13 protein-coding genes and 1 riboswitch are annotated in these 22,758 nt (G+C 64.5%); of the genes, 9 read left to right on the forward strand and 4 right to left on the reverse strand.

Going from position 1 to position 22,758, the window contains the following annotated elements; translation table 11 throughout:
- Positions 1-11: 11 nt before the first annotated feature.
- The 3 genes from M2334_RS06300 (at position 12) to M2334_RS06310 (ending at position 13,513) form a co-directional block, all read left to right on the forward strand.
- The gene (locus M2334_RS06300) at positions 12-1,154 is read left to right on the forward strand and encodes a pyridoxal phosphate-dependent aminotransferase (protein ID WP_264595376.1); all 1,143 of its coding nucleotides are present in this window, start codon (positions 12-14) and stop codon (positions 1,152-1,154) included.
- Positions 1,155-1,433: 279 nt separating this feature from the next.
- A riboswitch (cyclic di-GMP riboswitch) is annotated at positions 1,434-1,508 on the forward strand.
- 404 nt (positions 1,509-1,912) lie between these two features.
- A complete protein-coding gene (locus tag M2334_RS06305; protein WP_264605024.1) occupies positions 1,913-7,756 on the forward strand; it encodes an autotransporter domain-containing protein in 5,844 nt (1,947 codons plus the stop codon).
- Positions 7,757-8,071: 315 nt separating this feature from the next.
- On the forward strand, positions 8,072-13,513 hold the full coding sequence (locus M2334_RS06310) for an autotransporter domain-containing protein (protein ID WP_264605025.1): 5,442 nt from the start codon (positions 8,072-8,074) through the stop codon (positions 13,511-13,513).
- 105 nt (positions 13,514-13,618) lie between these two features.
- On the opposite strand, the gene M2334_RS06315 is transcribed toward M2334_RS06310, so the two are convergent.
- A complete protein-coding gene (locus tag M2334_RS06315; RefSeq protein WP_181560134.1) occupies positions 13,619-13,804 on the reverse strand; it encodes a hypothetical protein in 186 nt (61 codons plus the stop codon).
- A gap of 105 nt (positions 13,805-13,909) precedes the next feature.
- Complete coding sequence (locus tag M2334_RS06320) at positions 13,910-14,812, reverse strand: LysR family transcriptional regulator (RefSeq protein ID WP_264594217.1); 903 nt, start codon at positions 14,810-14,812, stop codon at positions 13,910-13,912.
- Between the two features lie 142 nt (positions 14,813-14,954).
- Here M2334_RS06320 and M2334_RS06325 point away from each other — a divergent pair, with 142 nt between their 5' ends.
- From M2334_RS06325 to M2334_RS06335, 3 genes are read left to right on the forward strand one after another with little or no spacing between them, the layout of a single operon-like run.
- Complete coding sequence (locus tag M2334_RS06325; protein WP_181560132.1) at positions 14,955-15,656, forward strand: nuclear transport factor 2 family protein; 702 nt, start codon at positions 14,955-14,957, stop codon at positions 15,654-15,656.
- A 27-nt stretch (positions 15,657-15,683) separates the two neighbouring features.
- Positions 15,684-17,807, forward strand: coding sequence for a PQQ-dependent dehydrogenase, methanol/ethanol family (locus M2334_RS06330; protein ID WP_264605026.1), 2,124 nt, complete (start codon positions 15,684-15,686; stop codon positions 17,805-17,807).
- Between the two features lie 50 nt (positions 17,808-17,857).
- Positions 17,858-18,757, forward strand: coding sequence for a formylglycine-generating enzyme family protein (locus tag M2334_RS06335; protein ID WP_264606044.1), 900 nt, complete (start codon positions 17,858-17,860; stop codon positions 18,755-18,757).
- Between the two features lie 38 nt (positions 18,758-18,795).
- Here M2334_RS06335 and M2334_RS06340 read toward each other — a convergent pair whose 3' ends face one another.
- Positions 18,796-19,464 carry a GntR family transcriptional regulator gene (locus M2334_RS06340; RefSeq protein WP_181560131.1) on the reverse strand — a complete coding sequence of 223 codons (669 nt, stop codon included), beginning with the start codon at positions 19,462-19,464 and terminating at the stop codon, positions 18,796-18,798.
- A 234-nt stretch (positions 19,465-19,698) separates the two neighbouring features.
- On the opposite strand from M2334_RS06340, the gene M2334_RS06345 reads away from it, so the two are divergent.
- The 3 genes from M2334_RS06345 to M2334_RS06355 are packed head-to-tail and all read left to right on the forward strand — an operon-like array spanning position 19,699 to position 22,036.
- Entirely contained in the window at positions 19,699-20,709 is a 1,011-nt protein-coding gene (locus tag M2334_RS06345) for an amidohydrolase family protein (RefSeq protein WP_264605027.1), read from the forward strand.
- Entirely contained in the window at positions 20,706-21,377 is a 672-nt protein-coding gene (locus tag M2334_RS06350; protein ID WP_264605028.1) for an RraA family protein, read from the forward strand. Before M2334_RS06345 ends, M2334_RS06350 begins: the two co-directional genes overlap by 4 nt.
- Positions 21,377-22,036, forward strand: coding sequence for an RraA family protein (locus M2334_RS06355; RefSeq protein ID WP_264605029.1), 660 nt, complete (start codon positions 21,377-21,379; stop codon positions 22,034-22,036). The genes M2334_RS06350 and M2334_RS06355 overlap by 1 nt, the downstream gene beginning before the upstream one ends.
- Positions 22,037-22,049: 13 nt before the next feature.
- Here the strand turns inward: M2334_RS06355 and M2334_RS06360 are convergent, their stop codons facing one another.
- Positions 22,050-22,694, reverse strand: a complete 645-nt coding sequence (locus M2334_RS06360; RefSeq protein ID WP_220128545.1) for a GntR family transcriptional regulator — start codon at positions 22,692-22,694, stop codon at positions 22,050-22,052.
- Positions 22,695-22,758: the final 64 nt, after the last annotated feature.

Below are 22,758 nucleotides of genomic sequence, written 5' to 3' on the forward strand. Positions count from 1 at the left end.
TGTACCGAGCGATGGATCATCTGATGGAAGTCGAGCCGTTTCAGGCCATAGAATTGAGCAAGTTGGCCTATCGCCTGGGCGCGGAGGGGCGCTCGGTTCTCCATATGGAGTTTGGTCAGCCCTCGACGGGGGCACCGCAGGCCGCATTGGACGCTGCGCGCGACGCGCTTGGCATCGATCCGATGGGCTATTGGGAGAGTCCTGCGCTGCAGGCGCGGCTCGTCCAGCTGTATCGGGAGCGGTACCGCATGGCAGCCGAGCCTGATCAATTCCTGCTTACCTGCGGGGCCTCGCCGGCATTGGTCCTTGCGCTGAGCGCCCGGTTTAAGGCGGGCGACCGTATTGCCATGGCGCGACCGGGCTATGTGGCCTACCGCAACACCGTGCGCGCGCTCAACATGACGCCGGTCGAGATCGAATGCGGCGAGCAGGATCGCTTCCAGTTGACCGCATACGCGTTGGCAGCGCTCGATCCAGCGCCGCAGGGCGTGATCGTCGCCAGCCCGGCCAACCCCACCGGAACGATCATTGCGCCTGCCGAACTGGAGGCGATTGCGCGGCTGTGCGCAGAGCGCGGCATCGCGATCATCTCGGACGAAATCTACCATGGCCTGAGCTATGGCGCGCCTTGCCGCTCGATGGGAGAATTCGCAGCCGACGCGATGATCGTCAGCAGCTTTTCCAAATATTACTGCATGCCCGGCTGGCGGCTCGGCTGGCTCTACGTGCCGCGCGCCATGGTCGAGCGGGCACGCGCCTATATGGGCAGCCTGTTCCTGACCGCGCCATCGATCAGCCAGCATGCCGCTTTGGCGGCGCTGGACTGCACGTCAGAGCTGGAAGCGCATCGGGCCACTTATGCCCGTAACCGGGAGATTCTGCTGGACGCCTTGCCAGCCCTTGGTCTGCGACGCATCGCGCCGCCGGATGGCGCCTTCTACATCTATGCGGATGTCAGCGAATTGACGGATGATAGCCCTGCGTTCTGCAAGAAGCTGCTCCTTGAGACCGGGCTCGCCACGGGACCGGGGGTCGACCACGATCCGGTCAATGGCCATCGGTTCATCCGGCTGAGCTTTGCGATCACGGAAGCCGAAGTGCAAGAGGCAGTGCGGCGCCTGTCGGCGTGGTTGCCCGACCAGCGACGGCTGTAACGATCACGTCGCGGGGGGCAACCATATTTTAGAGCGACGGATGCAGCGCAATCGACGTCGTGCTTGCGTTGAAGTTAACTATAGTTATCGGCTTAACACGGCCGGTTATGACCCCGCTCCAGACCGAGGGCGATAATTTTCACACGACAAATCAGCTGCATGGCTCCGATCTGCATGCGCGCCATCTCGACAAGGCCGGGCTTTTTTGTTGCGCTGCCGCTCAGCTAACGTTAATATTCCTCCTGAAGATGACGGCTCCGCCCGATGGGCGTTCGTTGCCTTCGACAAGGGCAAACTGTCGGTAACGGCGGGACGCAAAGCCTCCGGCCCCAATGGGGTAGCGGGGCTACCGGGGGATGAAACAGAGCATTTTCGGATATCGTGTGTAGCCTGCTGTGAGAAGGTCATGGGGTTCGTTTGAACCTCAGGCTGCGCTCCCTGTCGTCGCGCTTCGATCCCTGTCTCAAATCCCGTTGAACCGCACCTGCATGGCGGTTTGCCCTTCACATCATCTGGGCGGTGGGCCCACACGAGGGGATTTCGTAATGCAGGGTAAGGCAATCAAAACGCGCAGCGCCGTTCGGCAGGCTCTCAAGGCAGGTCTGTTCAGCAGTGTCGGTATCGCGGGGCTGCTGGCAGGCGCCTCGGTCGCGCATGCCGAGCCTGGCATTTGCCAAGCTGAGGGTAATGTAACGCTCTTTTTCTGCGAACCTTCGTCGGTGAAGGCTCGTATTGAAGGAGGTGATACCAGCCTCACCGTGAACGGCGCACAGGACGAGTGGAGTATTACGGCCGATGGCGTCAGCTATTATACGTGGGATAACACAAGCCCTGGCGATATTACGTCGACCCTCCTCATCACCAATTCCACGATCAGCACCACTGATAATGGCGGCGTAAACGTCAGTTCCAATATCCAGGGTCGGAACGACATTTCGGTCACCGTGGGCCCGGACGTCACGGTCAACAGCGTGGGGGGCAGCGGTGGCATTTGGGTTCGCAACCAGATCGCGGGCGACATCGCGATCGAGAATGGCGCCGCGCTGACGGTCTCAGGCGTGGAAACCAATGGCATCTCTGCCACCACCAACGCAGGATCGGTGAACATCACCAATAGCGGGGCCATCACGGTCCAGCAAACCAACGGGGCCGCAGACTTCACCCAGCGGGGAATTTACGCCGACGGCGGTTTCAACGATGCCGAGCCGGTCGAGGTGACCGTGACGAACACTGGCCAGGTGGAGGCACAGGCAGCCGGCATCCGTGTCGTCAATTACAACGGTCTCGCAAAGATCACGAACAATGCGTCGGTCTCGTCGGTGAACAATCAGGCGCTGGTCGGCTGGACGCCGAATGGCCAAGTGGTGATCGACAATCAGGCGCAGGGCACCGCGACATCGGACGCCGGACCAGCGATTCAGGGCGCTTCGCAGGTGGGTGACATCACCATCACCAATGCGGGGATCGCGGAAGGCGAGTCCGGCATTCTCGCCATCGCCGGTTTCGATCCGGATGAAGCAGGCTCAGGCAAGATCACCATCACCAACAGCGGCACTGTCACCGGCAGAACCGGAAGCGCGGTTCAGGCGCGCACGCCGCTTGGCGATGTGGTCATCAGCAACACCGGCACGCTGCAATCGCTGAGCGGGATCGCGGCTGTCGATGCAGACACGCTCAGCGGTACGGTCCAGATCATCAATTCCGGGTCGATCCTGGGTGAAACCGGCATTGTCACCAACAGCGCGGCGACCACCATCATCAACTCGGGCACCATCGAGGTCTCGCCTTCCTCCGGCCACGCCATTCTGATGGGCGCCGGCGACGTGACACTGGAACTGCGTGCCGGCTCCAGCATCACCGGTCTCGTCGCGGATGCGGATATCGCGAGCGGCACCAACACCCTGGCCCTGGGCGGCATCGTCGACTCGTCATTCGATGCCGGCCTGATTGGCGTGCAGTATAATGATTTCGATGAATTCGTGAAGGTAGGGGACGGCACCTGGACGCTCACGGGGACAGGAACGACCGGCTGGACAGTCAAGGAAGGGACGCTGAACGCAGGCAGCAATGGCGCATTCGGCGTTGGCCAGGACTATGTCGTCGAAGGTGGCGTGCTGGGCGTGGGTGGTTCGCAGAATGAGGTGACCTTGGGCTCGCTCACTGTCGCGCAAGCAGGCCTCGTCGGCACCGACGGGGGCGTGCTCGTGCTCGATCAGAGCAGCGACACCGTGTTCGCTGGCGAGTTGATCGGCGGAGGGACGTTCGTCAAGGCGGGCGAAGGCGTGCTCGCGTTCACCGGTAACGGCTCGCCCTTCAATGGCGCGCTGGATGTTACCGGCGGTTCATTTAACCTGACTGGCAGCCTCGTCACGACTTCGGTCTCCGTGGGCGGCGCCGAAATTGCTTCGCTCAACATCGTGAGCGGCGGTACGCTCAATTCCACCGAGGGCTTGATCGGCATGGGAGGAACGACCGGGGCCGTCACTGTCTCTGGCGAGGGGAGCTGGAGCAGTTCCAGCTCCATACAGATCAGCCGTGACCCCAACTCCTCCGGTTCGCTGACCATCATGAATGGCGGCTCGGTCGAGACGGTGAATGGCAGCATCTACATGGGCGCGGGCGGCTCGATCAGCGTCAGCGGTGAAGGGTCGGCGCTCCGTGTCGGTACGCTGCATTCCGAACTGCCGGCCGACTGGGTTTCGGCCGATGGCTGGTTCAGTGCGGATGAGGGCAGCATCTCGGTGACCGACGGTGGTTTGCTGGAGGCTGACGGCAGCTATATCGGTGGAAGCGGCTCAGGCACGGCGACGATGACCGTCGACGGTGCCAACACGGTCTGGCGCAACGGCCTCAGCCTGTACATCGGCGGCACCGGCAACGACACCATCGGGCAGGGCAATGTGACGGTGTCTGGCGGCGCAGAAGTCACGTCCTACACCAGCGCACTTGGCGTGGACACTGGCTCGAGCGGAACGCTGACCCTTACCGGCGAAGGCACGACCTACAGTGTTCTCGCCCGTAACGGCTACGCCGGGAACATGCGGGTCGGCTACAGCGGCACGGGCACCGCCACGGTTTCCAACGGCGCCCTGCTGTCGGCAGCGGCGCTGATCGATGTGGCGAGCCAGGAGGGCAGCAGCGGTACGCTGACCATCGAGGCGGGCGGCCGCGCCACCGGCGAATCCCTGCGAATCGGTGGGGCTCAGTCCGCTGTCGGCAGCGTCAGCGTCGATGGAGCAGGCTCCACGCTCGAAATCGGCAGCGGTCGCATCGGTGTCGGCATCTCAGGCGAGGGCATGCTGACGGTCAGCAATGGCGCCTCGGCGAGTTCGCAGGGCGCCATCCTTGGCTGGGAGGCTACCGGCAAAGGCACGGCAACGGTGAATGGCGCGGGCAGCACCTGGACCAATGACGGTATTCTCTACGTCGGCAATGTCGGCGAAGGAACGCTCAACGTCGCGCAGGGCGGCCGGGTCACCAGCACGGATGGCTATGTGGGCACGGTCAGCGGCTCGAGAGGCGCTGTGAACATCAGCGGTGCCAACTCGGTCTGGGACATGAGCGGGCTATTCATTGCCGGCAACGAGGCGGGCGCACAGTCGACGATTTCGATCTCCAATGGCGGCACATTGCGCGCGGTGCAGGGCACGCTCGGCAATCTCACGGGATCGCAGGCGAGCATGATCGTGACCGGCGCTGGCTCGACTTGGAGCGCCTATAATGATGGCCTGACGAACTGGGCGGGTTACATCAATGTCGGCCTGTTTGGCAGCGGCACGCTGGAGGTCTCGGACGGCGGCAAGGTGGAGGCGGTGCGCGTCTACATCGGCAATGATGTCGCCTCGAGCGGCAGCGTGACGGTGAGCGGCGCGTCTTCGGCGATCCGGACGGAGGAAGGCCTCTATATCGGTGCCGAGGGGGCCGGTGTCCTGACACTGGCCGATGGCGCAGAACTCAGCGCCCAGGTGATCAAGATCGGCAATCGCGCCGGCTCCACCGGCACGCTGAGCATCGGCGCGGCGGCAGGCAGTGCGGCCCAGGCGGCTGGTGTGATCAACGCCGTGCAGGGCATTCAGTTCGGTGCCGGGGCTGGCAAGCTGGTCCTGAACCACAGCGGGATCGATTATGCGCTTGCCGCCAGTCTGTCGGGCAATGGCGTGGTCGATGTTCTTGCGGGCAAGACGGTGCTGACCGGCGATGGCAGCGCCTATACTGGCGCGTTGAACGTGAACAGCGGCAAGCTGGTGCTGGCCAACGTGATGAATGCCAACTCGACCGCGATCGCGGCGGATGGCACCCTGCAGATCGGTAACGGCGGAACGGCCGGTACGCTGGTTGGCGACGTCCACGCCAACGGCACGCTGGTGTTCAACCGCAGCGATGTCTCCAGCTATGGCGGCAGCATCACTGGGCACGGCACGATCGTGAACGCCGGGTCGGGCCGGTTGGTGCTGGCCGGCGATAGCAGCACGTTCGCTGGTCAGACCAAGGTTGATGCCGGGACGCTGCTGATCACGGGCAAGCTCAATGGTGCCGTGACCGTCAACGCCAATGGCACATTGCAGGTTGGCGATGGCATCCACAATGGCGAGCTGACCGCCAGCACGACCAACGACGGCACGCTGATCTTCAATCAGGTCGCAGACTATGATTACACGGGCGCTCTTTCGGGCAACGGCAGCCTGATCAAGCAGGGTGAAGGCACGCTGCTGCTCTCGGGCGACTATGGTTATACCGGGTCGACGGTGGTGCAGGCGGGCCGGGTGCGGCTGTTGGCGCAGCTCGACAGCGCGACCGATCTGGTCGTGGACGATGGCGAGTTTGACCTGAGTGGCACCGACCAGACCGTTGCGGGCCTGAGCGGCGCGGGCGGGACGGTGAGCCTGGGCACGAGCACGCTGACCGTCAACCAGAGCAGCAACACGCTGTTCGGCGGCAGCTTCAGCGGCAGCGGGACGATTGCGCTGAACGGTCCGTCCAGCGCGCCCGTCAGCATCAACCTGACCGGGGAGAGCTTTGGCTCGTTCACCGGTGCGCTCAACCTTGAGGGCATCGTGACGCGGGTGAACGGCTCGATGGGCGGCACGATCACGGTCGGCAGCGATGCGGCCCTGGGCGGTCGCGGGCAGGTGAACAATATCGTGGTCGGCAATGGCGGCACGCTGCTGCCGGGCAACTCGATCGGCACGCTCACCGCAGCGGGCAATGTCGTGTTCCAGGCAGGCTCGACCTATGAGGTGGAGGTCAATGCCGAGGGCGAGAGCGACAAGCTGATTGTCGGCGGGACGGCGACCATCCAGGGCGGCACGGTCTCGGTGCTGGCGGCTGCAGGCAATTATCGCTTCAGCAATGAGTACACGATCATCACGGCCGCGGGCGGGGTGACCGGCCAGTTTGCGGCCACCGATGTCGATCTGCCGTTCCTGACGCCGGAGCTGAGCTATGACGCCAATAATGTCAGGCTGGTGCTGACGCGCAACAATCGCAGCTTCGAGAGCGTGGCGGTGACACCCAACCAGGTGGCCGTGGCCCTCGCGCTGGATGCGAGCGATGACAATGCCAGCCTGTCGCGCGCGGTAGCCGGGCAGCTTGAGGAAGCCGGCGCCGTCCGCGCGTTCGATGCGCTCTCGGGCGAGCTGTGGGCGACCACGGGCACGCTGATGGTGGACGGCACTCGCCGTCTCGGCGACATGGTGATCGGCCGCATGGAGCAGGCCGATGTCGTCAGCCGCACGCTGGCCGGCGCCGGCTCGTCGGCCCGCACGCTGCGCGATGGCAGCACGGCGGTCTGGGGCCAGGGCATCGGTGCGTGGAGCACGCTCAAGAGCAATGGCAATGCGATCAAGGCGACGCAGAGCACCTTCGGCTTCATCACCGGTGTCGATACGGGCCTTGGTGGCTGGCGTCTGGGCGTGGCCTTTGCGCATGAGCAGAACAAGGTGCGGGTCGACGGGCGCAGCAGCGAGGCGACCGTCAATGGCAACAGCGCGCTGGTCTATGCCGGCGGCGGCTGGGGCGCGCTGCGCGCCCGGATCGGCGCCTCCTATAGCTGGCTCGACGTGAACGGGACGCGCAAGGTGGCGTTCCTGGGCGTCAATGATGCGCTGGCAGGCGATTATGATGCCAAGAGCGCCTCTGCCTTCGGTGAGGTGAGCTATGCTCTCCCGCTGGGCGCGGTGACCGCCGAGCCCTTTGCCGGCGTGACCTATGTCCATCTCAAGAGCGATGCCTTCACCGAGACGGGCAGCGCCCTGACCGCGCTGGGCGTCACCGGCAATACCCGCGACGTGACCTACACCACCTTGGGTCTGCGTCTGGGCGGGGCAGTGCCGGTCAGCGCCACCACGGTGCTCAGCCCGCGCGTCTCGGCAGCCTGGCTGCGCAGCTTCGGCGATGTCGATGCGACCAGCCGCAACATCCTCTCGACCGGCGAGGCCTTCTCGGTCGCGGGCCTGCCCACGACGCGCGATACCCTGCGCCTTGAGGGCGGCGTTCAGGCCAACATCATGCCCGGCGGCTCCATCGGCGCCACCTACGTGGGCAACATCGGCGACCAGTGGAAGGACCACGGCGTCAAGATCGGCTTTAGCTACAGCTTCTGAGGCCATTCCGACCGTTAAAACGAAGGGCGCGAGCAGTTGCGTCCTTTGAATCGAGATGAATTGAGAGGTGCGGCCTAAGTTGCACCTCTCCTTTTCCGAAATGACGTGTCGTCGTAATTCAATATTTCAGCCAAATATATCGAAATAAATAAATTATTTTAACTAATTATTTATAATTAATGCCCATCCGTTGGTATGATTATCTCGTTGAGATATATTGAATATTTATAGTTGTTAATTTGAACGTGGGGTTATTGCATGTTTCATCCCGTCGGGAATCGCCGGACGTCCTTCAAATCCATTCTGCGCTGCTCGGTGGCGACGACGTTCTTGGTCGCGGTGGGCAGCCTGCCTGCACATGCGTCGGACGGCGCGGGTGGTATGGCTGGGGATAGTACTTTCACGAGCGCAGGCGGGAGCGCAAGCACTACGTCAACGGGGAACAGCGGGACGGACGGGGTCGGTTCTGAATCGAGCTATCTCTCCGGCGGTGCCGGTGGCGGTAGCGGCCTGACGGGCGGCGATGGCGGGGCTGGCTCGGGCGAGAATGCAGGCGTTGGCGGTGCGGGTGGAACTCTCGCCGGTGAGGCGGGCACGGACGGCTCCAACGGTGGCGACAACAGTTCGGGTGGCGGCGGCGGTGGCGGCGCGCATGGCTATGTCGGGCTTATTACCGATCTGCCCAGCTCGGGTACGCTCACGGGCGGCAACGGGGGTAATGGCGGCCTCGCAGGTTTTGCTGGATATGGTGGCGGCGGTGGGGGCGGCGGCTTCGGCGCGGTCGTCACCGGTCTTAACGACTCTTACGACGCAATCACCGTCAGTGCCACCGGCGGCGCAGGCGGCGCCTATGGCTGGGCTGGCGTCGGCGGCAATGGTGGCAGCGGTCTGGTTATCGATCAGCCGGCCGGCAATACGGCCATCAGCATTACAGACAGCATATTGACCGGCGGCGCGGGCGGCGGGAGCCGCGAAGGTCAGTCCTTTGGCGGTAATGGCGGCTCTGCCCTTGTGCTCACCGGCGGTACCGGGAGCAGCACTGTTTCGATCTCCGGGGGTAGCATCACGGGCGGTGATGCCCAAGGCGGCAACTTCGGCGGGGCCGGGGGCTTTGGCATCCTGATCGAGAACATGAGCGGCCTTACCACCCTCACGATCGACACAGCGGTGACAGGCGGCGCCGGTGGGGCCGGGATGTTCACCAACGGTGCGGGCGGCGCAGGCATTCAAGGCGAGAACCTTGCTCTTTCCATCGGGACTGGCGGTTCCGTATCCGGCGGCCTTGGTGGCAATGGCGAGCGGGCCGCGGCCCTGAATTTCACGGGCGGTACCAACAGGCTGACACTCGCCAGCGGCGCCACGCTGAACGGTGGTATCGTCGTTGCGACCAGTGCCACGAAACTCGAATTCGCCCAGTCTGAGAATTACACGCTCTCCAGTGCGATTTCAGGCTCGGGCTCTGTGATCAAGACCGGCAGCGGAGCGTTGACCCTCACGGGCGACAATAGCGCTTTTGCTGGCAACATGATGCTCACCGGCGGCGCGACGGTCATCGATGGCAGTACGACGAGCGGGAACATCGTCTTCCTGGGCGGGCTCGACGGGGCGTCGCTGACCGTGGTGAATGGCGGCACCTTCAACGCCCCCAACATCATCGTCAGCAACAGCACGAATTCGGCAATGCCGGGCATGGAAGATGAGAGCGGTTCGCTGCTCGTCACGGGAACGGGGTCGACGGTCACGACCGAATTCCTGACGGTCGGCTATTATGGCGACGGCAGCGTGGCGATCGAGAATGGCGGTACCGTCGTGGTCAACACCTCCACGTCCGTCGGTGCGGTCGAGGGCAGTGTCGGCTCCATCACCGTTTCGGGCGAAAATAGCCATCTCCAGAGCGGGTCCCTGCAGTTCGGCGGGAGCGGCCAGGGCACGCTCATCCTGTCCGGCGGCGCGACGCTGCAATCCACCAGCGGGAGTTTCGGCGTAAATGCCGGATCGCTCGGCACCGGCACCCTCAGCGGCGCGGGAACGCGCTGGGACATCGGCGCAAGCGGCTTGGGGATCGGCACCAGCGGCGAAGGCATTCTCACCGTGACGGATGGCGCGACGATTGCCGCCTCCGGCAGTGACGCGGATGTGAGACTTGGCGCAAGCGCCAACGGCAACGGTCAGATGACAGTCTCAGGCAGCGGGTCCAGCGTAACGACCGACCGGAACATGACCATCGGCAGCTATGGATCAGGCACGGCCACCGTGACGGACGAGGCGCTGCTGGGCGGTGACAAGCTGATTGTCGGCTTCGTGGATGGCAGCCAGGGCACTTTGAACATCAGCGGTGAAGGCACGCTCGCGCGAGGCACGTCTTACGTCATGGTGGGCACATATGCCGGGAGCAGCGGCGTCGTCACCGTCTCCGATGGCGCGACCCTCAAGTCTGACGGCAATCGCGGCATCACGCTGGCTTATGAGGCCGGTTCGACGGGCACGCTGAACATTGGCGCGGCGGCAGGCAGTGCGGCCCAGGCGGCCGGCGTGATCGATGCCGTCAACGGCATTCAGTTCGGTGCCGGGGCGGGCAAGCTGGTTCTGAACCACACCGGCACGGATTATGTGCTGGCTGCAGGCCTGTCGGGCAGCGGCGTGGTCGATGTGCTTGCCGGTACGACGATCCTGTCTGGTGACAGCAGCAATTATTCTGGCTCGTTAAATGTGGACAGCGGCCTGCTGGTGCTGGCCAACACGACGAGTGCCGCAAGCACGATCATAGGGCAGGACGGCACGCTGCAGATCGGCAATGGCGGCACCAGTGGCTCCTTCGACGGCGACCTTGTGAACAACGGTCTGCTGGTGTTCGATCGCTCCGATGCGCTTCATCACAACCGGGTTATTTCCGGCACGGGCGATCTGACCGTGGCGGGCGGGGTGATCACCTTGAGCGGGATGAATACCTTCACGGGCGCCACGACGATTGATGCCGGTGCCACACTGGCCCTCTCCAATCAGGGCCGGGTGAACCAATCGAGTTCCGTAACGGTCAATGGTACCTTCGACCTGACCAGTGCAGCCAGCGCACAGATCAACGATCTTGGCGGTAGCGGAACGGTGATTGTCGGTGATGCGGGGTTGATGCTGGCCAATGCCTCGCAGGTCTTTTCCGGACGGATCACTGGAACGGGCGGTTTGAACGTGTCTGCCGGCACGCTCACCCTGACCAACGCCAGCGATTTCGAAGGCGGTCTGGGGATCAGCAACGGCGCCACGGTCAACCTCGGCAACGGCGGCACGACCGGCTCGATCACTGCCAATGTCACCAATTACGGCACGCTGCTGTTCGATCGTGCGGACGATGTGAGCTATCTCGGCCAGATTTCCGGTCAGGGCACGGTGATCAAGACCGGCGATAATATAGTGACCTTCGGCGGCTCGATGAGCGGCGTCCAGCTTGACGTGCAGCAGGGTACGGCCTTGTTTGTTGGGACGATCAGCAACAATGTCAATGTTGCCGAACAGGGCGAGCTGGTGTTCGCCAACCCCGCGACCACGAGCTACAAGGGCAGGCTGAGCGGCACGGGCACAGTGCTGAAAACGGGCACGGGCACCATCACCTTCTCGGGCGACAGCAGTGGTTTTGCAGGCGATGCGACCATTGATGGCGGGACGGTGCTGCTGACGGGCAAGCTGGGCGGCACTTTGCTGATCGACACCGCAGGCACGCTGCAGGTGGGCAATGGCTTGAAGAATGGCGATCTGCTTGCCGATGCCACCAACAATGGCACGCTGATCTTCAACCAGATTGGCGACTATGACTATACCGGCGCGCTGTCGGGCAATGGTGGCCTGATCAAGCAGGGCGAGGGCACGCTGCTGCTCTCGGGCGACTATGGTTATACCGGGTCGACGGTGGTGCAGGCGGGCCGGGTGCGGCTGCTGGCGCAGCTCGACAGCGCGACCGATCTGGTCGTGGACGATGGCGAGTTTGACCTGAGTGGCACCGACCAGACCGTTGCGGGCCTGAGCGGCGCGGGCGGGACGGTGAGCCTGGGCACGAGCACGCTGACCGTCAACCAGAGCAGCAACACGCTGTTCGGCGGCAGCTTCAGCGGCAGCGGGACGATTGCGCTGAACGGTCCGTCCAGCGCGCCCGTCAGCATCAACCTGACCGGGGAGAGCTTTGGCTCGTTCACCGGTGCGCTCAACCTTGAGGGCATCGTGACGCGGGTGAACGGCTCGATGGGCGGCACGATCACGGTCGGCAGCGATGCGGCCCTGGGCGGTCGCGGGCAGGTGAACAATATCGTGGTCGGCAATGGCGGCACGCTGCTGCCGGGCAACTCGATCGGCACGCTCACCGCAGCGGGCAATGTCGTGTTCCAGGCAGGCTCGACCTATGAGGTGGAGGTCAATGCCGAGGGCGAGAGCGACAAGCTGATTGTCGGCGGGACGGCGACCATCCAGGGCGGCACGGTCTCGGTGCTGGCGGCTGCAGGCAATTATCGCTTCAGCAATGAGTACACGATCATCACGGCCGCGGGCGGGGTGACCGGCCAGTTTGCGGCCACCGATGTCGATCTGCCGTTCCTGACGCCGGAGCTGAGCTATGACGCCAATAATGTCAGGCTGGTGCTGACGCGCAACAATCGCAGCTTCGAGAGCGTGGCGGTGACACCCAACCAGGTGGCCGTGGCCCTCGCGCTGGATGCGAGCGATGACAATGCCAGCCTGTCGCGCGCGGTAGCCGGGCAGCTTGAGGAAGCCGGCGCCGTCCGCGCGTTCGATGCGCTCTCGGGCGAGCTGTGGGCGACCACGGGCACGCTGATGGTGGACGGCACTCGCCGTCTCGGCGACATGGTGATCGGCCGCATGGAGCAGGCCGATGTCGTCAGCCGCACGCTGGCCGGCGCCGGCTCGTCGGCCCGCACGCTGCGCGATGGCAGCACGGCGGTCTGGGGCCAGGGCATCGGTGCGTGGAGCACGCTCAAGAGCAATGGCAATGCGATCAAGGCGACGCAGAGCACCTTCGGCTTCATCACCGGTGTCGATACGGGCCTTGGTGGCTGGCGTCTGGGCGTGGCCTTTGCGCATGAGCAGAACAAGGTGCGGGTCGACGGGCGCAGCAGCGAGGCGACCGTCAATGGCAACAGCGCGCTGGTCTATGCCGGCGGCGGCTGGGGCGCGCTGCGCGCCCGGATCGGCGCCTCCTATAGCTGGCTCGACGTGAACGGGACGCGCAAGGTGGCGTTCCTGGGCGTCAATGATGCGCTGGCAGGCGATTATGATGCCAAGAGCGCCTCTGCCTTCGGTGAGGTGAGCTATGCTCTCCCGCTGGGCGCGGTGACCGCCGAGCCCTTTGCCGGCGTGACCTATGTCCATCTCAAGAGCGATGCCTTCACCGAGACGGGCAGCGCCCTGACCGCGCTGGGCGTCACCGGCAATACCCGCGACGTGACCTACACCACCTTGGGTCTGCGTCTGGGCGGGGCAGTGCCGGTCAGCGCCACCACGGTGCTCAGCCCGCGCGTCTCGGCAGCCTGGCTGCGCAGCTTCGGCGATGTCGATGCGACCAGCCGCAACATCCTCTCGACCGGCGAGGCCTTCTCGGTCGCGGGCCTGCCCACGACGCGCGATACCCTGCGCCTTGAGGGCGGCGTTCAGGCCAACATCATGCCCGGCGGCTCCATCGGCGCTACCTACGTGGGCAACATCGGCGACCAGTGGAAGGACCACGGCGTCAAGATCGGCTTTAGCTACAGCTTCTGATCTCAGACGCTGCGAGCGAGAACGGAAAGGGGCGCGGAATGACCGCGCCCCTTTTTTCGTGCCTCTCATTCGAAGGTGGTAGCCAGCTCGCGCCCGCGACCCCGTTCAGAATGCCATATTGGGCTGTTCGTCCTGACCCACGCCGCGCGGGGCGCGCGTGTCCGCCTGTTCTGGGGAAAGCTCGGCGAGCGTGCTTTTGGCGCGCGCGATATAGGGATCGAGCTTGCCTTCATCGTAGAGCTTCTTGCCGAAATAACCAATCGCCGCGCCGGCGAGCAAAGTTTTCATCATGTGCGGTCTCCTTGATCGCTAGCACAATGAGCAAGAGCGCGGAGCGTTCCGTGCCGCGCCATTGAGATGCGCCGGAGTGAAGAGGACAGGCGTCTGCCGGGACCCTCAGTTGGCGGCGCGTCCGGCCTGCAGCGTGCGCCGGAGATGATCGATGGCCAGACGCCCGCGGGCATCGTCGAACCCCTTGCGCGAGAGCATCAGGCGATAGCCCGGCTCGAAATCGACCGGGACGCGATGGAGTTGCCCGCGCGTGGTGGCAGGTGCGGCTTCCTCATCGAACAGCATGGCAAGGCCCGTCCCATTGAGCGCCAGCCCCATCGCGACATCGGTGAATTGCGGTCGCGCGACGACATTGGAAGGGTAGATGCACGCATCGGCCAGCGCGTTGATCAGCCAGTCGTTATGCGGTGTGTTGTCCGGCATCATGATCATCGGGGCGGCGCTGATCCTGACAGGATCGCTCCCCACCGCCTCGACCAGCGCGGACGTTCCGAAGAGGCTGCTGGTCACGCGCCGGAGTGTCTCGATGGTGAGATCCGGGGCGACCGGTGGCCGGCCGGTGAAGAAGGCGACGTCCACCTTGCCGCTGCGGAGCATGGAGAGCATTTCTTCGCCCGGCGCGGAGAGGATCAGCTCCACATTCGGCACCTGGCCGCGCGCATAATAATCCGGCAGGCACGGCCTGATCCATTGATCGATAAGATAAGGGCCGGCGGCGACCCGCAGCACATAGCTCTGCGCACTGCCGGCCGTGGCGCCCAACTGAACCTTGTTCGCCTCACGCAGCAGCAATCGTGCCTGATCCAGCAAATCGCGGCCCAAAGCGGAGAGGCGCGCGGTCGATCCGCGCTGACGATCGAACAGGCGAGCGCCGGCTTTCTGCTCCAGCGCCTTGATATGATTGCTGATTGAGGGCTGGCTGATCCCGAGCCGATCGGCCGTGATACGGAAATTCTCGTCTTTCGCTGCTTCGACGAAAATCTCCAATTGCCGGATCGTGAATGCCATAAGCGATAGCCCCTCCCTTATAACTGATAGCGGACCGGGCCGTTGCTTTGCAATCGGGAGCAACCGATGCCTTGGCGAATGAGGCGTCCAGCGATGATCTGGGCGGCCCGCACAGAGCAAAAGAGCAATCAGGAGCAGGATTATGAGCGAGATCGAAGCGCTGCGCAGCGATGTAAAGGCCCTGACCGAGCGGATCGGGATGCTGGAAGATCTCAATGCAATCCGCCGGCTTCATAATGCCTATGGCTATTATACCGATTATAACCGTTCGGACGAACTGGCCGAGCTGTTCTCCGACGATGCCGAGATCATCTTTCTCTCCGGCATCTATCGCGGCAAGGTGGGCGCGCGGCGGCTCTATGGCGACTGGTTTCGCCAGTTCTTCACGCAAGGGCGCCCCGGCCCGGTCTATGGCTTCCTGCTCGATCATTTCCAGATGCAGGACATCATCACCGTCGCGCCGGATCGCCGCACCGCCAAGGGCCGGTTTCGCGCACTGCTGCTCGGCGGCAATCATGAGAGCCGCGACTACCGCCCGGAAGGCCTGCCCGACCAGTTCTACGAAGCCGGCATGTACGAGAATGATTATGTGCGCGAGGACGGGGTCTGGAAGATCAAGCGGCTCGATTATGTCGTGCAATGGCAGGCGGATTATGATGCCGGCTGGTACAAGACCATCGCGCATCTCCAGCCGCTGACGAAGACCTTCCCGGAAGACCCGCTCGGCCCGGATGAACTGGTCGACAATCAGCGGCAGACATGGCCTTATCGGCAGGAACTGGCGATGCACTTCGCGCATCCGGTGCTCGGCCGGGCGCTGGCGGACGCGGAACGGACCGCATAGCGGGCAGTGGGTCGAGGGAGAGGGCATGTGATCGTGGGTTTGATGTTCAGGCGCATGATGGCGCTGACCGCGCTGCTGCTTGTCCTCCCTTCCGCCTGCCGCGATGCCGCAGACGGTGGTCAGGCCGCCGCCGATGTCGAGTGGCCGCTGCATGGCCACACCGAGACGGCGCAGCGCTTTGCCGATCTGGACCAGATCGACCGCGAGACCGTGTCACGGCTTGACCTGGCCTGGTCCTTCGATCTGGAGACGGATCGCGGGCAGGAAGCGACGCCGATCATGGTTGATGGCGTGCTCTATGTGGTCAGCGCTTATGATGTCGTCTCCGCCATCGATGCCCGCACCGGCAAGGGCCTGTGGACCTACGATCCAGAAGTCCGCGCGGCATCTGCGCGCTCCTGCTGCGGGCCGGTCTCGCGCGGTGTCGCGGTGGCGCAGGGCCGGGTTTATGTCGGCGCGCTTGACGGGCGCCTGATCGCCCTGGATGCCAAAAGCGGCAAGCCGGTCTGGGAAACGCAGACGATCGACCAGTCCGGTCCCTTCGCCGTGAATTACACGATCACCGGGGCGCCGCGCTTCATCAAGGGCAATGTCGTCATCGGCAATGGCGGCGCCGAGTTTGGCGTGCGCGGCTATGTGAGTGCCTATGATGCCGCGACCGGCAAGCTGGCCTGGCGCTTCTACACCGTCCCCGGCAAACCCGGTACGAAGGACAACGCCGCGTCCGACGCGGTGCTGGCCAAGGCGCAGGGAAGCTGGGCAGGGCAATGGTGGCGCTATGGCGGTGGCGGCACGGTGTGGGATGCGATCGAATATGATCCCGCGCTGGACCTCATCTACATCGGCACCGGCAATGGCTCGCCGTGGAATCATCAGATGCGCTCGGACGGGAAGGGGGATAATCTCTTCTTGTCCTCCATCGTCGCGCTGCGCGCCTCGACGGGCGACTATGTCTGGCATTTCCAGCAGGTTCCGGGCGATGCCTGGGATTATACCGCAACCCAGAACATCGTGCTGGCGGACATGGAGATCGACGGCAAGCCGCGCAAGGTGCTGATGCAGGCGCCCAAGAACGGCTTCTTCTACATTCTCGACCGCGCGACCGGCGAGTTCCTGAATGCCACCGCTTATGTGCCGCAGAATTGGGCGAAGAGCATCGATCCCAAGACCGGCCGTCCGGACATCGTGCCGGAAGCACGCTATTACCGCACCGGCAAGCCGCACTTCCAGTTTCCAAGCTCAGGGGGTGGGCATAACTGGCCGCCCATGGCCTTCAGTCCCCGCACGGGGCTTGTCTACATTCCGGCGCAGGATGTGGGCATGCCGTTCGGCCCCAATCCGCAGGAGGCGCAGGTGATCGGCGCCTACACGTCCGGCGTGGCGATGAGCGGCGGCGGCGCCATGAGCGCGGCGGACCGCAAGGCGCTGTACGACAGCATGAAGGCGCGGCTGATCGCCTGGGACCCGATTGCCCGCAAACCGCGCTGGACAAGCGAGGAAGCGGCACCCTTCAATGGCGGCGTGCTCGCCACGGCGGGCGGCCTCGTCTTTGCCGGCAACGCGCAGGGGCGGCTGGTCGCCTATGATGACGAGAGCGGCAAGCGGCTCTGGTCGTTCGAGGCGCAGACCGGCATCGTCGCCCCGCCGATCAGCTATCGGCTGGACGGGGTGCAATATATCGCGGTCATGGCCGGCTGGGGCGGCGGCTGGCCACTCACCGGCGGGGTGATGGCGCTCAAGGCCGGCAAGACCATCGGCCCTAACCGGCTGCTGGTGTTCAAACTGGATGGCGCGGCGAAGCTCCCTGCCTTCACGCCGGCCGAGCCACTGCCGTTCCCCGATGTGGTGGACAAGGGCACACCGGCGCAAATCGCACAGGGCGACGGACTGTTCGGCCGCTTCTGCCTGCGCTGTCATGGGAGCGGGGCGGTGAGCGCCGGCGCCTATCCGGACTTGCGCCGGACGGGATTGCTCGGCACGAAGGGTTTTTCGCAGGTCGTTCTGGGCGGCGCGCTGGCGGAGATGGGCATGCCCAGCTTCGCAGGCCATCTGACGCCGGCACAGGTCGACGCCATTGATGCTTATCTCGTCCGCCGCAGTCTCGAGGACCGGCGGATCGAGACTCAGGAAGGACGCAAGCAGAAGCGATGACCGATCAGGCGCAGGGTGGCATGATGAGTGCGCCAGAGATGAAAGACGGCATGATTCGCGTGGCGGGCGGGACGTTCTGGATGGGGTCGGACGACCATTATCCCGATGAGGGCCCCGTGCATCCGGCCTCTGTCGATGCTTTCTGGATCGATGAAACGCCAGTCACCAATGCGCAGTTCGCGCGGTTCGTGCAAGCGACCGGCCATGTGACGGTGGCCGAAACGGTGCCCGACGCTGCCGACTATCCCGGTGCCGATCCGGCGATGCTGAAGGCCGGCTCGTCCCTGTTCACGCCGCCGCCGACCCCCGTGCCGCTGCACGATCCAATGGGGTGGTGGACATTCTCCTTCGGGACCGACTGGCGCCACCCCTGGGGACCGGAGAGTTCCATCGACGGGCTGGCGGATCATCCCGTCGTCCACATCGCTTGCGCCGATGCGGAGGCCTATGCGGCCTGGGCGGGCAAGCGGCTGCCGACGGAAGCGGAATGGGAGTTCGCCGCGCGCGGCGGGCTGGATCGCAAGGCCTTCGCCTGGGGCGATGAACTGCACCCCGGCGGTGCCATGCTGGCCAACACCTGGCAGGGCGATTTCCCGCACCAGAATGATCTCTCGGACGGCTATCTGCGCACCTCGCCGGTGCGCAGCTATGCGGCCAATGGCTATGGCCTCTGGGACATGATCGGCAATGTGTGGGAGTGGACAAGCGACTGGTATGTCGATCGACACGACGCGCCGACCAAGCCCTGTTGCGCGCCGCATAACCCGCGCGGCGCCAGCGAGGATGCAAGCCGTGATCCCTATAGCGGCTTTCCCCGCCGCGTGCTCAAGGGCGGATCGCATCTGTGCGCGCCCAATTATTGCCAGCGCTATCGCCCCGCCGCGCGCTATCCGCAGACGGTGGATACCTCCACATCGCATATCGGGTTTCGCTGCGCCCGCGACGCGTGAGGATCGCCCGCTAGAGCTGAGCGTGGCAGGTGGCGGCTTTAGAGGCCGCGTGCTTCCAGCGTTTCCAGCAGCATCCGCTCGAAGGATTCGCGGCGAGTGCGGCGGGCGGCGAGCAGCTTCTTGCTGTCCTGTTGGCGGATAGCGTTCAGCAACTCGCGCTTGTCCACCACCTTGCGCTCCTCACTGTTCCGGCGCGGCAGCGGCAGGAGGGCGCGGTAGCGATCGGTCAATGCCCACAGGCGGATGGCCTCGCGCACGATGGTCTTCTTGGGGGAGAGGTTGAAGATCATCGTGTGGAATTCGCGATGCTCGTTCCACCAACTCGTGCGGTCGCCTTCGTCGAGCAGCTCTTCGAGGCGCTGTTCGCGACGTTCGAGTTCGGCAAGCTCTTCGGCGTCCGGCCAGTCGACGGATTTGAGCAATTCGTCCTCGACCAGATGGCGCAGGGCGAACAGTTGCTCGGCCTCATCGCGGGAAAGCCGGGTGACGAAGAAGCCCCGGTTGGGGTCGTGCTCGATGATGCCTTCCGAGCTCAGCAGCTTGAGCGCCTCGCGCACGGGCACGCGGCTGGCATTGAATTGCTCGGCGAGTTCGGTCTGCCCCAGCCGCATCCCGGGCGCCAACGTGCCACGGGCGATGAGCAGACGCAGCTCATTGGCGATCTTGGCGGGAACTCCGCGTTCGGATTTCACTGTTTCCTGCATCATGGGCATTCCTGGTTGGCCGGAGAGCCAGCGGCCTTGAGATTATGGTCGTTCCGGGCATCCCTAGCGTGGTGTCTCACAAAAATGTAGACATTTTCACGCGCTAGGAATCCCGGGACGGTCGCGCGAGGCTTTTGGCCGACAAACACCCTCCACCCGCTTGACCGGAAATTCAGGATAGGTATACAAAAATGTATACCTATGATCTGATAACCAGCTGCGGGTGGGGATTTTGCGATGATTGTCGATTGTCATGGCCATGTGAGTGCGCCGGCGGAACTGTGGATCTACAAGTCGATGCTGCTCTCGCATCGCGGCGAGCACGGCAAGAAGTTCCCGGACCTCACGGATGAGGAAATTCTCGCCTACACAAACAAGAAGGAGATGGCGCCCTGCGGCCATCTCGACATGCTCGACCGGGTCGGCACCAATTACCAGCTGCTCAGCCCGCGCCCGTTCCAGATGATGCATTCGGAAAAGCCGGGTTTTCTGGTCCACTGGTTTACCGAAGCCACCAACAACATCATCGCCCGCCAGTGCCAGCTTCTGCCGGACCGCTTCGCGCCCATCTGCGGCCTGCCGCAAGTCGCCGGCGAGCCGATCGAGAATGTCCTGCCCGAGCTTGAGCGCTGTGTGAAAACGCTGGGCTTCAAGGGCTGCCTGCTCAATCCTGATCCCTATGAGAATAGCGGCACCGAGCCGCCGGCGATGGGCGACCGCTATTGGTATCCGCTGTACGAGAAGCTGTGCGAGCTGGACGTGCCGGCACACATCCACTCCGCCGGGTCGCGCAGCCGCCGCGCGCCGTACACGCTCAACTTCCTGCTGGAAGAGACGATGGCCGTCTATGGCCTGCTGGAAAGCGATGTGTTCAAGGACTTCCCCAACCTCAAGATCGTGTGCAGCCATGGCGGCGGCGCGATCCCCTATCATGTCGGCCGCTTCCGGGCGTCCGGCCTGCGCAAGGGCGAGGAGTTCCTCGATAAGATGCGGCACATCTATTATGATACCGTGCTCTATTCCGAGGAAGCGCTGCGGCTGTTGATCAAGACCGTCGGCGCCGACAATTGCCTGTTCGGCGCGGAATGCCCCGGCGTCGGCTCTGCCGTCGACCCCGCGACTGGCAAGACGCTGGATGACATTGCCCCGTTCATCACCGGCTTCGACTGGCTGAGCCAGGCGGAGAAGGACCAGATCATGTTCGGCAACGCCGCGCGCCTCTTCAAGCTGGACCTGCCGCCAGCATGAGCGCGGGCGATCCTTATGTCGCGCGGCTGCGCCAGCTGGATGCCTGCGCGGTGTCGGACACGCTGGACAAGCTTGGCCTGGCCGGCTGCGTGACCGGCCTGCGCTCCGCTTCGCCGGGCAAGCGGATCGCCGGGCGCGTCCACACAGTGAAGCTCAAGGCCGGCAATGCGCCCGCCGATCGCCCGCCGGTGCATCTGGGCGCTGCGGCCATCGATGCCAGCGGCCCGGACGACGTGATCGTGGTCGAGCAGCGCACCGGCATCGATGCCGGCTGCTGGGGTGGCATTTTGTCGCGCGGCGCCCAGCATAAGGGCGTGGCTGGGGTGATCTGCGAGGGTCTGGCTCGCGATGTGGATGAGGCCCGCGAGATCGGCTTCCCCGTCTTCTGCCGCGGCTACACCGCCCGCACCGCGCGCAACCGCGTCTACGAGGATGCCACCGATGTGCCCGTCACCGTCGGCGACTTCACCGTCGAACCCGGCTTCTACGTGATCTGCGATTCCAGCGCTGCCGTGTTCATCGCGCCCGCCGACATCGCCCGCGTGCTCGATGCCGCCGAGGACATCGTCCGCCGCGAGGGCGAGATGACCCGCCGCCTCGCCACCGGCGAGAGCGCCAGTGCCGTGCTCGGCGCGAATTACGAGTATATGCTCAAGGGCGAAAGCTGATGACCGACGACCGAAATGTGGCGCGCGCCGCCGCGCTCGATACCGCCACCTTGAGCGACGCGCTCGACCGGCTCGGCATCGTCGGCCAGTGCTACAAGATCGCCGGCCGCGATCCTGATTTCCGCATGGCCGGCCGCGCCTACACGATGCTCTGCGGCCCCGCCTCGACCCCCCCCGGCACCGTCGGCGATTATATCGATGACGTGCCCCCCGGCCATGTCGTGGTGATCGACAATGGCGGCCGCGAGGATGCCACCATCTGGGGCGACATCCTCACCGAGATCGCCCACCGCCGCGGCCTCGCTGGCACCGTCATCGACGGCATCAGCCGCGATGTCTCGCTCTGCCGCGCGCTCGGTTATCCTGTCTTCAGCAAGGGCCACTGGATGCGCACCGGCAAGGACCGGGTGCAGGTGGAAGTCACCAACTGCCCGGTCAACATCGGCGGCGCCCGCGTCGCCCCCGGCGACATCCTGCGCGGCGATCCCGATGGCGTGATCGTCATCCCGCAGGCGCACGAGGAGGCCGTCCTCGCCGCCGCCGAGGAGATCCACGCCGCCGAAGAGAGCATCCGCGCCGCCTGCCGCACCGGCATGCGCCTCGATGAGGCCCGCGCGCAGTTCAAATATCACAGCCTTCAGACACGCGTGCAGGGCTGAATGTCGATTGGCCCTAGCGGCCGTGCTGGAAGACCTGCTCCAGCGCACCTTCGATCTTGGCGCGGGCTTGCATATAATCGGCGAGCAGCGCGTCGCGGTCCCGCGCGGCCAAGGCGTCGATCAGCTTGCGCTCTGGGCTCTCGCCCATCGTGCGGGGCATGAGCGAGCGATAGCGGTCGGTCAGCCGCCAGAGCCGGGTCGCTTCGCGCAGCAGAATGCGCTCGGGCGATAAAGCGAACAGGGCGAGGCGCAGATTTTCCAGCGCCAGCGCCCAATTGGTGAAATCGCTCACCTGATCCATGGCATCCAGCGCATCGAACTGGCGGCGGAATTCGGCGATCTGTGCGTCCGTGGGCCAGACCGCCGTGGCGAGCAGCTCGGCTTCAAGCCAGCGGCGCAGCTTGTAGAGCTGGCGGGCTTCCTCCAGCTCCAGCGGCGCCACGAAATAGCCCCTGTTGTGGTCGTGGCGCAGGAAGCCTTCTGCCGCCAGCAGCTTGAGCGCCTCGCGGATGGGCACCTTGCTGCGCCCGAACCGGTCGGCGAGCTGGGTCTGCCCGAGATGTTCGCCCGGCAGCAACGTGCCCCGCACGATCAGCGCCCGCAGTTCATCCGCCACCACATTGGGCAGGGAGTCCCCCATGTCGATCTGCGTGGCCAAATATGTACTCCTTGCGGCTGGTGGCAGTGCGCCATGGAAGAGGATTTTGGCGGGCGAGGCAATA

It is taken from the genome of Sphingobium sp. B11D3D, assembly GCF_025961755.1.
In the GTDB taxonomy this organism is placed as follows: domain Bacteria; phylum Pseudomonadota; class Alphaproteobacteria; order Sphingomonadales; family Sphingomonadaceae; genus Sphingobium.